This is a genomic window from Streptomyces sp. NPDC017056 (genome assembly GCF_044332485.1).
GTDB lineage: Bacteria > Actinomycetota > Actinomycetes > Streptomycetales > Streptomycetaceae > Streptomyces.
Map to the genome: position 1 here is coordinate 83,100 of NZ_JBIRPD010000015.1, position 12,759 is coordinate 95,858.

The window sequence follows — 12,759 nt, forward strand, 5'->3', positions numbered from 1 at the left end:
CTTCACCGATGAACCCGGATACAACGGGGTCGTGCTCACCGGCGAGTCGCCGGGCGACGAACTGCCTGCGGTGCGTGCGGTGGCCTGGGACGAAGAACCGACCAGCGCGACGTATCACCTGGGCCCGTACGGCGAGGTTCCGCAGTTCGTCACGGACCAGCTCATCAAGACCACCGAAGACGCGCAGGCGACCGCAGACCAGCTGCTGCGCACCCTGCTCGGCTTCTCCGCGCAGCTCTCCATCTCCGGCATCGTCAACCCGGCGTACGAGGCCGGCGCGGTGATGGAGGTCGTACGCGAACGCAGCCACGTGTCCGGCCTCTATGCGCTCGACGCGTTCAACGTCCCGCTGGACGCAAAGAGCACCCAGTCCCTGACGCTGAGGCGGCAGGCCGGCTGATGACCACTCCCGGCGAATCGACACCCGCAGAGCCGCCCGTTGTCCTGGCCGAGGCGGCGGCGCAGGAAGCACAGCAGGCAGCACAAGCCGCGCAGACCGCGCAGACCCAGGCCATCCGCGATCTCGCTACGGAGATCGCGAAGCGGACGCTGCTCGACTTCGAACCGGCGACGATCCGCAAGGGCACCGTGGCCAGCATCGCGGACACGGCCGTGCCGCCGACGCTGGGCATCCAGATCTCCGGGGACACCACGGAGATCCCCGGCATCCGCTACATCGACAGCTACGCGCCCGTGGTCGGCGAAACGGTCCTGGTCATCAAGCAGGGCACGGACTTGGTGGCACTCGGGGAGATCGCACAGCAGTACACGGCCACCGGCTGGACGGTACTGTCGCTCGGTTCAGGCTTCAGCCACAACGGCAACGACAACGGGACCGTGCGTTATCGCCGTGGCTGGGACAACGGGTCCTGGAAGATGCAGTGGCGCGGGGGAGCAGCGGTGACCGGTTCACCGACGGCCGTGGTGTCCACGCCGCTTGCCAGCGGCTACCGCCCGGCCGACCGCGCGACTGCGGTGGTCGCCCGTGATGCGGTCGGCACTGTGAGCGTGAAACTCGACTTCAACGCGGACGGCACGATCACGCTCGTCGGAGGGACGGCCGTGCCGAGCATCACCAGCACAGTGATCCCCGCGCACACGCACGCGGGCCCGGCGCACAGCCACAGCGGACCGAGCCACACCCACGCGGTCTTCACCAGCCACCAGCAGAACATCGGGTCAACCAGCGGGATGTCGCAGAGCCATACGCACAGCGTCCCGGGCGGCGGCACGACCGGCGGCCAGAACCAGTCCCACGCGCACGAGCTGAACCACACCCACGAGATGGACGACACAGGCGCGAGCGGCAGCGGCCAGACCAGCATCAACGGTACGGCCGCCACCGGTCCGGACGGCGGCAGCACGCACGGTCATGACAACAACGCCTTCGCACCGACGTGGATCAGCTTCAACAGCATCGAGTACTTCCTCGACTGAGCACAGGGCGGGCGGGGCGGCCTGCTGAGCCTATGACCAGGGGGAGGGCCGCCGAGGGAAAAGTTCTGCCATGATTTCCCGGGAGCGGTCGTCCGGTACCCGGGGAGCCTGGTATCCGGATTTTCGCACATGATCGAGGAAATCGGCTGGAAGGGCAATATGGTAACGCGAGAGGTAGTAAACGAGGTCGACAGGCCAGACCCATTCACCATCCGTCAGCAGTGATCCGGCGCCGCCGATCCACTCGTCTCTGGAAATGGCGTCGCGTTCAGCGCCCATGGTGCTGAAGATCTCTTCGCCGTCTTCGAGGTAGGAGAGAATGCGGTCCTCATCGGGCGCTGGGGGCCCCTCCATGGCCAAGGTCAGTGACGCACTGTAGACAGCAGGGTCGCCGTCCTCGTTGCCTTCTGCGAAAAAACCTACTCGGCGAATCATTGTTCCTCGCAATCGTGGATGTCAGTCAGTGAGGGGAAGGAATATGCGCCAGTACCCGCCCTTGTCGATGACGGGTTCCTGGACTCCTAGCTTGCGGTCCACTCCCATGCGGTTGGTGGGTGCGTAGACAGGGACACCCAGTTCGTTCGCTACTGACTGCGCCAGTGGCTCGGCTCCGGCCCCCGAATGGCAGGAGACCAGTCGCACAGGACCACCGGTGTAGTTCGGGTTGTTGCGGATTGCTTCCACGACCTGGTGCGGGCTGATGTGGTAAGTAGTCTTCATTTTGCCCGCCGGGTTCATGTGGCCGGCGATGAACGTACCTTCATCCGTTCCGTGCACCACGATGTCATGGCGACCCGGTATACGTCGCACGCGCTCTGCGTTCGACAGGGTGCGAGTGTCGTAGCCGATGGTGGTCGTCTGCTTTCCGTGGTAGACCGGGTGCCCGGACGGGAGCATATCGTCGCCCGGTTTGGCTGGCGGTGCCATGGCGTCGGAGCTTTCCGCCCGGTACAGCTCCCAGGTGCGCCGCTTGCCCATCTGGTCGATCGCCGGGCGAAGCTGCAAGCTGTCCAGCTTCATGCCGCTGAAGACGTTCTTGACGCCCCCTGCGTCGGCGACAGCCTTGACGCCGCGGGCGGCTCCGCCGAAGGCGCCGCCCACGAGCAGGCCGGACACGCCGGCGTCCTGGATCTCGGTGACGTTGATGCCCTTTTGCTCGCCGAGCAGGTTGCGTCCGCCCTGGGCGACGACCACGTCCACGGTGATCGCTTCGATGCTGCCGATGGCGGCTGTGGCCAGGACGCTTCCTGCGATCTCGGCGACCGTTGTCGAGATGGCGACGCCGGCCGCGCTGGCGGCAGCGAGGATCTCCGTACTGGCTGCCGCGGCCGCACCCGCGGTGAGGCCGCCGGAGAAGATCGCCAGCGCGGTCCCGACCACGAGGACTGCTCCCGCGATCTCCAGTTCGTGCTCGATCTTCTTCTTGGCCGCGGCAACCTGGTCGGCAAACTTGTCCAGCGCCTTGGCCATATCCCGTGCGGCACTGGCGACGTCGTCCAGGTAACCCTTGCCGCCGCCGTGGTACTTGCGCCAGAACTCACCGAACGCCTCGATGCCCGGGCCCTTGTTGTTGTCGATGACGTCCTGGGCGGGTTTGTGCGCCGCGGCGGTGACATCTTCCACCTCATCGGCGAAAGTACGCCAGGCGCGGGCGGCCTCCCGCAGTTCGTCCTCGTCGCCTTCCGGCCAGTACATGCCGGTCAGGTCCTGGACGATCTCCTTCGCCTTGTCGGCGGCGCTCACTTCGCACCACCCTTGCCGAAACCGGTGGCAGAAGAGCGGTCGGCGTCTTCGTGGTTGTCCGCCATGTCCTTCATGGCCTTGGAGATGCTTTCCAGTCCCTTGACCAGGGCTTGGGATGCCTTCTCAATCTGTGCCCGGTGCGGAGCGTACATGCGCTGGAACTCCTGCCCGCGCTCGTCGTCCCCCCACGGCGAACCGAGCCCGTCCAACGAGCCCTTGAGTTTTGCCGTCGCCTTTGCCAGCGCGTCGGCTTCGCGGTGGAAACGCGGCGCCGCGGACTTGAGCTGGTCCGTGTCTATGTCGAAGCCGTCACCGGCCATAAGTCACCCCAGGAACTGTGCCTTTGCTGTTCCCACAACCTATCGCGAGCCACTGACAACGCTTCAGCGACTTCCCGCCTCAGGGTGCAGCGGGAAGTCGTTCACGACTCAAGCAATAACGGGAAAGTGAGAACCCATGGCTCCTCCGATGTCCGCCGCGAGCCTGCTGACCGTCCTGAAGGACGAGGGGCTGCACGTCGTCCAGGTCGGCAACTGGCGCACGCACAACCGCGCCGGGCACGGCGCCTGGGGGCCGGTGCACGGTGTGATGATCCATCACACGGTCACCTCGGGCACGGATGCCACGGTGCGGATCTGCTACGACGGCTACGCGTCTCTTCCCGGACCGCCGTGCCATGGTGTGATCGCGAAGAACGGGTGGGTGTACCTGGTGGGCTGCGGCCATGCCAATCACGCGGGACGCGGTGACCGGGACGTGCTGAACGCGGTCATCGCCGAGACGCCGCTGCCACCGGACAACGAGACGGACACTGACGGCAACGTGCACTTCTACGGCTTCGAGTGCGAGAACCGCGGCGACGGCAAGGATCCCTGGCCGGCCGTTCAGCTCGAAGCGGTCGAGGCGGCGGCAGCTGCCATCTGCCGCTTCCACCACTGGAACGAGCGCAGCGTGATCGGGCACCGCGAGTGGCAGCCGGGGAAAGTCGACCCGCTCGGCTTCACCATGGACGCGATGCGTGCCCGGATTGCGGAGCGCCTGGCACCGCTGCGCACGTACCGCGTCCGCCCGGGAGACACGCTCTCCTCCATCGCCGCCGAGCTGCTGGGCAGCCTCTCGCGCTGGCCGGAAATCGCACGGCTCAACGGTCTGGAGGACGCCGATGTGATCCGCGTCGGCCAGGTGCTCAAGATCCCCCAAAGGTAATGGACGGACAGGCGTGGCTGGTTGCGGGCGGCGGAACGGTCGGCATGATCGTGTGCGGACTGCTGGCCGCGCGTGCCACGATCCGCGCGGGCGCGGCCGCCGCGACGGCGAACGAAGCGGCGGCGCGAACGGGCGCGGCGCCGGCCAGCCGCTCTGCCGACCTCGCGGTCCTGACGGCTACCGTCGCCAGGGTCGATCAGGAGAACGCCGCGTTGCGGACGCGCATGTCCCGTATGGAGTCGCTGGTCAGGGCTTTTTCCTGGACGGTCGACGGCCTCTACCGCTGGGCACGCAATCCGGTGGGCGACCCGCCCGAGCCGCACCGCCTGGTCCAGGAGTACAACGACACCGGATCATGACAGATGCCCCCTCCACCCGCACGGGTGGAGGGGGCATCTGTGCGTGGGGTCACGGCTGCGGATTTCCGATGCCCAGTTCCCTTTCCAGGCGGGCGATCCGGGCGTAGTCGGCGGCCGGGCGCCGGGCCCCTTCCCGGAAAGCGCCGACGCCGTCCCAGAAGCGGGCCGGGAAGGTGAGCCAGAGGGGACCGGCGCTGCCGACGCGGAGCGAAGTGATCAGCGAGGCGAGCAGCCACGGGAACGCGATGGCCAGGATGAGGGCTACGGGCAGTGGCATGGGCTTTCCTTCGGTGTCGAGCAGCCCTGCCGCACAGGGGCTCGCGGCAGGGCCCGGTCCGAGTGCGGCAGCTACGTGGGGGCGGGTCAGTCGTCGGGGGCAACCTCGTTCCAGGGCGCATCGGTGAAGAACTCGCTGCCGCCGCGGCCGTCGCTGCTCATCCAGCCGTGCGGCTCGCCGCTGCGGGCGGCGTCGGCGCAGGGGACCCAGGCGCTGTGCCCGCAGTCGACCCAGTAGTGGTAATCGTCGATGGTGTAGGTCTGGACGGTCACGGCGGTTCCCTTCACCCTGTGAGGCTGGTCGTCCGCTGTCGCTTCCACCTTATAGCCCAACGCGTAGGGCTAGCTAGAGGGTTGGGCATGACCGTTTGGCGCGCCGTCCGATCTCGCCCGGCCAGTGCCGTCGTCGGTTTTCCCTGCCCCTGACTCGCTGCCCGTGACTGACAAAGTGACACAGTGGCTCCCGAGGGAACGCATTGGGTGAATGCGGCATATATGATCTCTCGTCTGGCGCTCGGGGTGGCTTTTGCGCCGCCGTTAGGCGTGTACTCCCTTCACGCTGGGTATGCCTGATTCCTCTTTCCGTCTGATGCGGCGATGGCCAAGGCAAGGCGACTTTCCAGGCCAAGCGCCATTTCGCCATTTCCTGTAAGTCTGGAATCCATGAAGAATCGCATATTGAGCAGAACCGCGGCGTTGGTATTGACGCTCGCCGTCTTCGTCACCGGCGGCATGAGCCAAGCTCTCGCTGCCAATCAGAAAGAGACACCCTCGGCTCTGGAGCAGTGCCTTGCCGAGCCTTTCGGGAAGAAGCTGGAGTGCATCAAGAAGAACGCCCGGAGTGAGGCGCTCGCCCTGCTGGGCATCGTTCTCTACCTTGGTGCGTCGCTCGACTGGAAAGACCAGGCCGATACCCAGTTCCCCGGCCTACGCGAAAAGTTTTCGGGCGTGAAGGGGGCCGCTCCGCTCATCGAAGCCAAGATGAAGGAGTACATCGCCGCCAAGGAGAAGAAGGATCCGGAAGCGGCGGATATACTCAAGAACCTGACCGCCACCGTCGACTCGCAGAAGCGGGTACTCGGCAATGTCCGGGATGTAGTCCAGCACTCGGCCCAGCTCGCGAAGGCCACAGGCGACCTCACCGTCGAGCTGGCTCCGGTGATCCGCGAGGCCGCGAACATCCTGTCAGACCCGGAAATCCATGCCGCGTTGGAAGAAATAAACGCAGGTTTCGGACAGATGAATTCCGCTCTAGACGGACTCAACGCCTAGGTCCCCGGCATGATCCAGGCGATGGATCAGATGGTTCGCGGCCTGAATGAAATGATCGTTGCCCTGGACGGGATGAACCAGGCTCTCGACCAGATGAACCGCGGCATCAACGGAATGGTCGAGGGCATCGATCAGGCCAACCGCGGGATCGCGGGGATGAATCGCGGCATTGCTGAGGCCAATCGCGGCATGGAACAGGCCAACCAGGGCGTCGCTGGAATGAACAAGGCGATCGGCGATATCAACGATGCCATCAAGACGCCTATCGCGAAGGACGGCAGCAGCCCGTTCAAGGACCTCGACCTCTCCGGCATCGGTGACTACGTCCGCGGCCACTCCAAGGTTGAGGACAGCAAAGCCAAGCAGGCCCTCACTTCGCTAGTGGCAAACCTCCTACCCGGAGCAGGCGATGCAAAGGGGGTAACGGAAGCCATCACAGGAACGGACATAATCACCGGCGAGAAGCTACCCGTTGCGGATCGTATCCTGGGCGCGGTCATTCTTACGCGCTGGATCAAAGCTGGCAAGGATATAATCAAGGCCGAAGATCTTATCAAGTCAATCAAGGCGGAGAAGGCCACTGGTAAGATTGATGGCTGGCTCAGCAGGCAGGCGTGGGACAAGGTTCCCGGTCACCTCAAGTCTTTCGAAAAGTCCACCAATAAGGGCGTTGGGTATCGATGGAACAACGGCAAGGGTGACGGCGTCCGCATTGATAAGGGGAATCCGAACAATTCGCAGGTGATCCAGCAGGTCGACCATGTTGTCATCAATTCCGGCGGAAAGGTGATCGGCCGAGACGGTAAGCCGATCTCTGGATCCATCAAAGATAACCCTGATGATGCCCATATTCCGTTGTCGGAATGGGTAAAGTGGAGGGAGTGGAACAAGCCATGACGGAGAGCAACGTGGAGCTTCCGGACATGCGGGCCGAGGTCGTATCTGCTGTCCGAGCCCTTTCCGACCGCGAGTATCAGCAGCGCGTCTGGGTTGGCCGAATTTATCCGCACCCAGGCTTTTTTGATGACTTCACGCTGAATGTGAATATTCTCGGGGATGCCGGCGTCTGGGATTCTCCCCGTGATGCCATCGGATACACCCTTGCTTCTGAAACAGAGGCAGCAGCTATGGGATCCCTGGTCGCGCATCTTGAGAAGGTCATTGAGGACGTCGGCAGCGAAAGCCCGGACAGCGACTTCCTGGCATCGCCCCTGTGGCAAGAAGTCGTAGAAGCAGCCCGCAATGCCCTCGAACTCCTGACACGGTAACGACGGTGTCAGAACGCCCTTGGTCAACCCGCGCAACGGTGACCAAGGGCGTTTTTCGTTTGCCAGTGGTTCGTCAGCCCCCGCCAGCGCCAGGTGCAATGCACTACCGGGGCGGCAGCCAGGCCGTCCCAGCGAGCTGTCCCGTTCCGCAGCCGCGCTGTCCGGGCCGGCCCGCGGGGCGGTAACCGGAAAGCGTAGCGCCGGATCAGCCGGCGGGATCCGCGTCGTCGGGTGACCACACGCCGAGCCCGCCCCCGCGCCACTCGATCAGCGAGGTGTCGTCCAGGTCGGCATCGTCCGGGTCCAGGCCCGCACGGCGCAGGAACTCCAGCAGGTCGGCCACGCCGTACGCCACTCCCAGGATTGCGGAGTCGGCATGGACGCGCCGCCCTCCGGTCGGTGAGGGCGGGTGCACCACCACGCGCGCTGCCATACGGACAGGATCATGCGGGGGAGCGCGGTCCGCATCCCGGGCCCATGACGAAGCCCGGCATCTGCCAGATGCCGGGCTGTGTGCTGGTTGCTCAGGTGCTCCGTACCGGCTGATCCTTCGTTGCCACCGGCTGGCTGTGCAGCCAGCAGCGTGTCTGGCGTGGACTGCGCAGGCGCAGCACCAGTACGCCGTGCGCCGCCGCCTGCGCGGTCTGCCGGGTATAGCGCGGCCGGTTCCTGCGAACTGCGCCACGAGAACCTGGTCGAACCCCGGCAGGGCATCGGCACCGTGGTCACTGCCCGCCACACCCAGCACCACTCACCGTCCGACCGCGTCCGGTCGGCAGACGTCACCGGTCGGATCTACCCGCCCGGCCAGTACGCGAAGATCCTCTCCGCTGAACTGCGCCCTGCACCGGAGCGCGTGGCTCTCGCGCTGGGTATCGAAGAGGGTGCCCAGGTCATCTGCCGCCGACGGGTGACCTGTGACGAGTCGGGCCCGGTGTCCGTGTCCACCTCGTGGTTCGCCGGTGAACTCGCGCGTGCCGTTCCGGCGCTTCTGGCCACGGAGCGCATTCCCGGCGGCACGCCGGGGGCAATCGAGGAAGCCACAGGCCGGGTCTGGAACGACGGGCAGGACTTGGTCGGAGTCCGGATCGCGACGGACGAAGAAGCCGAGCTGCTCGGCATTACCGAGCGGCCGGCGGCACTGTTCATCGGGTACAACTCGCTTTTCGATGAGGAGAGCGAAGTGATCGAGTACGGCGAGTACCTCAGCGCCGGCGACCGGCTCACCCGCTACGCCTACCAGCGGCCGCGGGACTGACCTTCCGCAGGCGGAGCCCGGCAACCCCCAGGGTGCCGGGCTCCGTCATGTCACGGTGTGCCGAGCGCCCGCCTGGCGCGGCTGATCACGTTGTGCGCGTCGGCGCCGTACACGGCGGATTCCCGCAGGGTGTCCCAGGTCCGGAGATATGTGCTGATGCTCAGGGACTGATCGATCCACAGCTCCGCGTGCCAGTCCTCGGCGATGACCAGGCGCTCGTCGAAGATCCAGAACCCATTGGCGGGCGGAATCTTGAGCGATGCGGCGAACGGCACGATCCCGAGTTCGACGGTGTCCATGCCGATTACTCCGGCCAGCCGGTCGAGTTGTGCGGCCAGGACCCGGGGCGGGCAGACCATGGCGCGCAGCGCTCCTTCCCACATGAGGATGCGGTACTTGGCGTTTGCCCTGTACAGGTTCTCCTGCCACCTCAGCCGGGTGCGGACGGCGGCGTCGGTGTCCTGGGGCGAACGCTGGAGTTCGGCGTACCGCGTAAAGATCGCCCTGGCGTAGTCACCGGTTTGGAGAGCGCCGACGATCATGGCGCTCTCCCATGCTCGGAAGGTTCTCGACCGGGCGAATTCCGCACTGACCGCATCCTGGACGGCCTGGTGTCCTGCTGACAATTGCCGCCGCCAGGACCGCACATGGGACTCCAGCCCCCTCAGGCGTGCCAGAAGATCGTCGGACGCTCCGGGCTGCTCGGTGGCCTTTGCCCAGTCCTGGAGATCGGTGACCGTGGCCGTCTGCTTGCCGTTCTCCAGACGGCTGATCTTCGACTGCGCCCAGCCGAGGCGGGCCGCCAGCTGCATGCCGGTGAGCCGGCCCCCAGGGCACGATTCCCGTAGCTCCCGGAGCCTCGCCCCGAGGGCTGCCCGTGCCTGCTGGAAGTCGGACACCGGTTCACGCTCGCTACTCTGCGGCGACCTCCGCCGCGATCGTTTCGTACGGGACGGCGTGATGCTGCGCTGCATCACGCAGCTGGACATAGCGGCTGACGTCGGCCGGCTCGGTGATCAGCTGGACGCTCACCAGGCTGTCTGCCCTGTCGAAGACGAGCAGCGCGACAAGCCGTGAATCGAAGATCCAGAAGTCTTCGCCGGGCAAGCCGAGCAGGTCCGCCTGAGACCGCCGCAGGCAAAAGATGCTCTCACCTACGGAGCTGTTGCGCCGCGCGTTGTCGAGCAGGTAGAGCTGCCCTTGGGTTGGGGGATTGTCGATCACGCGTACGCGTGCGAACCGCTTGCCCAGCGCTGTCTGTTCGCGGCGCTCCGCGCACCACTGGGTGTCAGCACCTTCCCAGTCCACCCGTTCGCCCCGCAGGAACTGCCGGTACGTTTCGGTGGCTTCGTCGCTCGCGTACCGGCGCCGGGTCTCCAGCCGCCACGCCGTGTGCTCGAACTGTGTGAACAGCCGGTCGAATGCGTCCAAACCGATGATGTGCGGCACGCGCACCACCTCCTTCGGGCCCCAGTCCACGAGCAGCTTGCGCGGGACGACGACAGCTGTCTCGCCGGCTCCGAGATGCCGGAGCTGGGCGAGGTCGCCGGGATCGGTCAGCGGGGGTCCGTGAACGATGATCTCGCCTGTGTCCAGGTCTTCGTGGACGGCAGGGCAGCCGTTGATGCCGCTGCCCGTGCCGTCGAACCGCAGTCGCCTCATGACCATGACCTCTCGTCCGGGGCTGATCACCCCAGCATCCACGGCACCGAAGCCCTGCGATACAGGATGAGCACAGGGCTCGTGAAGATATAGCTGCATATTGAGCCAACCGGATCGCATATCTGCGCATAATGCGTGGCGCCCTGAACGCCGCGCTCCTAGCGTCCGGTTCATGGCGAAGAACCAAGAGCCGCAGACAGCGCCCCCGGGGCTGCCGAATCGGACGCGGCAACCGATGCGCTGCGTGAAGCCCTCGCACTGGCCGGAATCGTTCTGCCGTCGCTGTCACCCGACCTGGGCTCCCCGAATCTGCCCCTGGTCAACCTGGGCCGCGTACGCGCCGACACGGCCATGCGGCTGGCTGCGGCCGTACGCAAGGGGGCGGACACATGACGGCGGACAGCCCCGCCGTGGGCCACGTGGTGTTCGACACGGACCAGATGCGCGTCGGCAGGGTCATGGGGCACGTCGGGACGGGCATCCAGCTGCGGCCGGTAGACGGAGGCCGGGATTGGGACGCCGACCCGGATAACCTGCGCCCCCGACACCGCGTGAACTCCTCGGCGCTCGCGTGGCCGTGGTCAATGCGGAATCCGAGAACAGGCCGCTGCGGTGAGCGCGGAGGCACTTGAGCAGATCGATCTGCGCGGGCTGACCGGCCCGCAGCAGGAGGGCTGGAACTGCGCACTGTGCAACGCCCGCCTGTTCGCAGACCGTTCGCTGGGCGTGTACCGGGTGGTCTCCTGCGGCCAGGAGTCCAGGGTGGAGCTGTGGGCGTGCAGGCCCGACTGCCGGACTGCGGCCCGAAACGCCGAACGGCTTCACGCCGGCCGCCCCCGCCTGCCGGGGTGGGCCTGGTGAGCGAAACATGCCGTTGGTGCAGGGAATCGGCCGCCGACCCCGTCGATGTCGGGGTCGAGCACGTGGCGTCAGCCGGTGGCAGGACGGTGTACGCCTGCACAGCGTGCGTGCGCAGGTACGGCATCGTCCCCTTCGCGGATCATCCGGCGGGCAGCGACGGGCGCCCGCGGTTCACGGCAGCAGCCATGAGGGCCGCGCTCGTGCGCAGGGCGCGTCGGACCTAGTAGGACTCCGTCAGGTAGGGAAGATCCACGCTTCCAACTGCGAGCACAGCAAGACCTGACGGAGCCCTACTAAGGGCAACGGCCGAAAGGTCCCGGTTCCTTACTCAGTCCCTGCGGTCATGCCCTCTTCGGCCTCTACCTGGCCTCGCAGTCGTGCCCCTCCAGGTACCCGTTGTCGTACTCCCCGGTTTTGCAATAGAAGCGTTTGGGGCCTCGATCTTGGTACACGGAGAAGGGAGCGGTGTAAGGGGGACCATGGGGAGGGTCAGAGAGGCAGGCCCCGGCGACAATCTCCCCGGGGCTTACCTCGCTAATACTCAGGCAGTTGAAACGGGTGTATGCCGCCGCCGGGGCCGCGGCAGTGATGAGGGCTCCTGCGGCGATGAGGGTTACGGTCGCGGTCGCTGCGGTCTGGCGCAACCGGGCACGTGTCTTCATGGCTTACCTCCATGGAACTGGGAGAGCACGCTCGGACGACGGGTGCTGGCAGCGATGTCCGACCACCGTGAGCGCCGCCTTCGGCATGTGTTCGCGTCTTTCTGCTGCACAACATGGGGATGCCCACGCCAGCAGGGCGGCACGTGAGTACTGAGCCAAACCGCCGGATCGGGTGAGTGGGAAGCATTCCATGTAATTGCCGTAGTGATGGGAACACCCCATTCGCGCGGTAGGTGTCCCTTACCGGACGGCAGCGGAGTGTGAGCCCGCTGCCGTCCCCGCGCTTCCGCCCTGGCGGTGACCGCTGCACGGCCGGGGCGGGGCAGGCGCCCTTCCCATCGGTTCCCGCCTCAGGCGGGACGACGGCGGGTGGGGAGGGCTTTGGTCCGCGGCTTCGAGATGACCGGGGTGCCTCCGGCGGCGCTTATGCGGTGTGCGCCAGAACATGGTCGACCAGCGGGGTGTGCAGGTAACGGGACACGGCAACGAGATGGGCGCGTTCAGCTGCGGGAGACACGTCCATGCCGGGCACGACGGTGGTCTGCTCGGGAGGCTGCTGGGACTGCCGGGCGCGCAGCGCGCCGGCGAATGCCGAGGCTGCGATCATGGCATCCCGTTCGCTGCCTGTCAGACTTTCCCGGTCGGTGCGCAGGGGGATGTCGTACAGGCTCACGTTCGGGCTCCTCGGTACGGGGTCGTGACGGCGGACGCACTTCGCAGCCGTCAACAGTGCCGGCGCGCGCAATCTTCCCCGG

Annotated in this window: 18 protein-coding genes; 9 read left to right on the forward strand and 9 right to left on the reverse strand. The window is 66.1% G+C overall.

Annotation, left to right across the window (positions count from 1 at the left end):
* The first annotated feature begins 31 nt into the window (after window positions 1–31).
* Together ACH4OW_RS26270 and ACH4OW_RS26275 are read left to right on the forward strand one after the other, a co-directional pair.
* Window positions 32–400, forward strand: coding sequence for a hypothetical protein (locus tag ACH4OW_RS26270; RefSeq protein WP_398030401.1), 369 nt, complete (start codon window positions 32–34; stop codon window positions 398–400).
* Window positions 400–1,437, forward strand: coding sequence for a hypothetical protein (locus ACH4OW_RS26275; protein WP_398030284.1), 1,038 nt, complete (start codon window positions 400–402; stop codon window positions 1,435–1,437). Before ACH4OW_RS26270 ends, ACH4OW_RS26275 begins: the two co-directional genes overlap by 1 nt.
* 30 nt (window positions 1,438–1,467) lie before the next feature.
* Here the strand turns inward: ACH4OW_RS26275 and ACH4OW_RS26280 are convergent, their stop codons facing one another.
* Genes ACH4OW_RS26280 through ACH4OW_RS26290 form a run of 3 tightly spaced genes read right to left on the reverse strand, consistent with a single transcriptional unit; the run spans window position 1,468 to window position 3,500 of the window.
* Window positions 1,468–1,872, reverse strand: a complete 405-nt coding sequence (locus tag ACH4OW_RS26280) for a hypothetical protein (protein ID WP_398030285.1) — start codon at window positions 1,870–1,872, stop codon at window positions 1,468–1,470.
* Window positions 1,873–1,893: 21 nt separating this feature from the next.
* Window positions 1,894–3,180, reverse strand: a complete 1,287-nt coding sequence (locus ACH4OW_RS26285) for a WXG100 family type VII secretion target (RefSeq protein ID WP_398030286.1) — start codon at window positions 3,178–3,180, stop codon at window positions 1,894–1,896.
* Window positions 3,177–3,500, reverse strand: coding sequence for a WXG100 family type VII secretion target (locus ACH4OW_RS26290; protein ID WP_398030287.1), 324 nt, complete (start codon window positions 3,498–3,500; stop codon window positions 3,177–3,179). Before ACH4OW_RS26290 ends, ACH4OW_RS26285 begins: the two co-directional genes overlap by 4 nt.
* A 136-nt stretch (window positions 3,501–3,636) precedes the next feature.
* Between ACH4OW_RS26290 and ACH4OW_RS26295 the strand changes: the two genes are divergently transcribed.
* A complete protein-coding gene (locus ACH4OW_RS26295; RefSeq protein WP_398030288.1) occupies window positions 3,637–4,386 on the forward strand; it encodes an N-acetylmuramoyl-L-alanine amidase in 750 nt (249 codons plus the stop codon).
* The gene (locus tag ACH4OW_RS26300; RefSeq protein ID WP_398030289.1) at window positions 4,386–4,745 is read left to right on the forward strand and encodes a hypothetical protein; all 360 of its coding nucleotides are present in this window, start codon (window positions 4,386–4,388) and stop codon (window positions 4,743–4,745) included. The genes ACH4OW_RS26295 and ACH4OW_RS26300 overlap by 1 nt, the downstream gene beginning before the upstream one ends.
* 49 nt (window positions 4,746–4,794) lie before the next feature.
* Here ACH4OW_RS26300 and ACH4OW_RS26305 read toward each other — a convergent pair whose 3' ends face one another.
* Window positions 4,795–5,022 (reverse strand): hypothetical protein, encoded by a 228-nt coding sequence (locus ACH4OW_RS26305; protein WP_398030290.1) that lies wholly within the window; start codon window positions 5,020–5,022, stop codon window positions 4,795–4,797.
* An 86-nt stretch (window positions 5,023–5,108) separates the two neighbouring features.
* Complete coding sequence (locus ACH4OW_RS26310) at window positions 5,109–5,294, reverse strand: hypothetical protein (RefSeq protein WP_398030291.1); 186 nt, start codon at window positions 5,292–5,294, stop codon at window positions 5,109–5,111.
* A 390-nt stretch (window positions 5,295–5,684) separates the two neighbouring features.
* Between ACH4OW_RS26310 and ACH4OW_RS26315 the strand changes: the two genes are divergently transcribed.
* The 3 genes from ACH4OW_RS26315 to ACH4OW_RS26325 are packed head-to-tail and all read left to right on the forward strand — an operon-like array spanning window position 5,685 to window position 7,561.
* Window positions 5,685–6,293: a hypothetical protein gene (locus tag ACH4OW_RS26315; protein ID WP_398030292.1), complete on the forward strand. Its 609-nt coding sequence runs from the start codon at window positions 5,685–5,687 to the stop codon at window positions 6,291–6,293.
* A 9-nt stretch (window positions 6,294–6,302) separates the two neighbouring features.
* A complete protein-coding gene (locus tag ACH4OW_RS26320; RefSeq protein ID WP_398030293.1) occupies window positions 6,303–7,190 on the forward strand; it encodes a pre-toxin TG domain-containing protein in 888 nt (295 codons plus the stop codon).
* Entirely contained in the window at window positions 7,187–7,561 is a 375-nt protein-coding gene (locus ACH4OW_RS26325; protein WP_398030294.1) for a hypothetical protein, read from the forward strand. Before ACH4OW_RS26320 ends, ACH4OW_RS26325 begins: the two co-directional genes overlap by 4 nt.
* A gap of 205 nt (window positions 7,562–7,766) precedes the next feature.
* On the opposite strand, the gene ACH4OW_RS26330 is transcribed toward ACH4OW_RS26325, so the two are convergent.
* Complete coding sequence (locus ACH4OW_RS26330; RefSeq protein ID WP_398030295.1) at window positions 7,767–7,994, reverse strand: hypothetical protein; 228 nt, start codon at window positions 7,992–7,994, stop codon at window positions 7,767–7,769.
* 159 nt (window positions 7,995–8,153) lie between these two features.
* Here ACH4OW_RS26330 and ACH4OW_RS26335 point away from each other — a divergent pair, with 159 nt between their 5' ends.
* A complete protein-coding gene (locus ACH4OW_RS26335) occupies window positions 8,154–8,819 on the forward strand; it encodes a GntR family transcriptional regulator (RefSeq protein WP_398030296.1) in 666 nt (221 codons plus the stop codon).
* 50 nt (window positions 8,820–8,869) lie between these two features.
* On the opposite strand, the gene ACH4OW_RS26340 is transcribed toward ACH4OW_RS26335, so the two are convergent.
* Entirely contained in the window at window positions 8,870–9,718 is an 849-nt protein-coding gene (locus ACH4OW_RS26340) for a helix-turn-helix domain-containing protein (protein ID WP_398030297.1), read from the reverse strand.
* Between the two features lie 13 nt (window positions 9,719–9,731).
* Window positions 9,732–10,481, reverse strand: coding sequence for a DUF6879 family protein (locus ACH4OW_RS26345; protein ID WP_398030298.1), 750 nt, complete (start codon window positions 10,479–10,481; stop codon window positions 9,732–9,734).
* Window positions 10,482–11,093: 612 nt separating this feature from the next.
* Here ACH4OW_RS26345 and ACH4OW_RS26350 point away from each other — a divergent pair.
* Complete coding sequence (locus ACH4OW_RS26350; protein WP_398030299.1) at window positions 11,094–11,342, forward strand: hypothetical protein; 249 nt, start codon at window positions 11,094–11,096, stop codon at window positions 11,340–11,342.
* A 1,086-nt stretch (window positions 11,343–12,428) separates the two neighbouring features.
* On the opposite strand, the gene ACH4OW_RS26355 is transcribed toward ACH4OW_RS26350, so the two are convergent.
* Window positions 12,429–12,677, reverse strand: coding sequence for a DUF6545 domain-containing protein (locus ACH4OW_RS26355; protein ID WP_398030300.1), 249 nt, complete (start codon window positions 12,675–12,677; stop codon window positions 12,429–12,431).
* Window positions 12,678–12,759: the final 82 nt, after the last annotated feature.

Excerpts from the sequence above, each read along its gene's own strand:
- ACH4OW_RS26275 (WP_398030284.1), top strand. The coding sequence starts at position 400 with ATGACCACTCCCGGCGAATCGACACCCGCAGAGCCGCCCGTTGTCCTG.
- ACH4OW_RS26280 (WP_398030285.1), bottom strand. The coding sequence starts at position 1,872 with ATGATTCGCCGAGTAGGTTTTTTCGCAGAAGGCAACGAGGACGGCGAC.
- ACH4OW_RS26290 (WP_398030287.1), bottom strand. The coding sequence starts at position 3,500 with ATGGCCGGTGACGGCTTCGACATAGACACGGACCAGCTCAAGTCCGCG.
- ACH4OW_RS26295 (WP_398030288.1), top strand. The coding sequence starts at position 3,637 with ATGGCTCCTCCGATGTCCGCCGCGAGCCTGCTGACCGTCCTGAAGGAC.
- ACH4OW_RS26300 (WP_398030289.1), top strand. The coding sequence starts at position 4,386 with ATGGACGGACAGGCGTGGCTGGTTGCGGGCGGCGGAACGGTCGGCATG.
- ACH4OW_RS26305 (WP_398030290.1), bottom strand. The coding sequence starts at position 5,022 with ATGCCACTGCCCGTAGCCCTCATCCTGGCCATCGCGTTCCCGTGGCTG.
- ACH4OW_RS26315 (WP_398030292.1), top strand. The coding sequence starts at position 5,685 with ATGAAGAATCGCATATTGAGCAGAACCGCGGCGTTGGTATTGACGCTC.
- ACH4OW_RS26320 (WP_398030293.1), top strand. The coding sequence starts at position 6,303 with ATGATCCAGGCGATGGATCAGATGGTTCGCGGCCTGAATGAAATGATC.
- ACH4OW_RS26325 (WP_398030294.1), top strand. The coding sequence starts at position 7,187 with ATGACGGAGAGCAACGTGGAGCTTCCGGACATGCGGGCCGAGGTCGTA.
- ACH4OW_RS26330 (WP_398030295.1), bottom strand. The coding sequence starts at position 7,994 with ATGGCAGCGCGCGTGGTGGTGCACCCGCCCTCACCGACCGGAGGGCGG.
- ACH4OW_RS26345 (WP_398030298.1), bottom strand. The coding sequence starts at position 10,481 with ATGAGGCGACTGCGGTTCGACGGCACGGGCAGCGGCATCAACGGCTGC.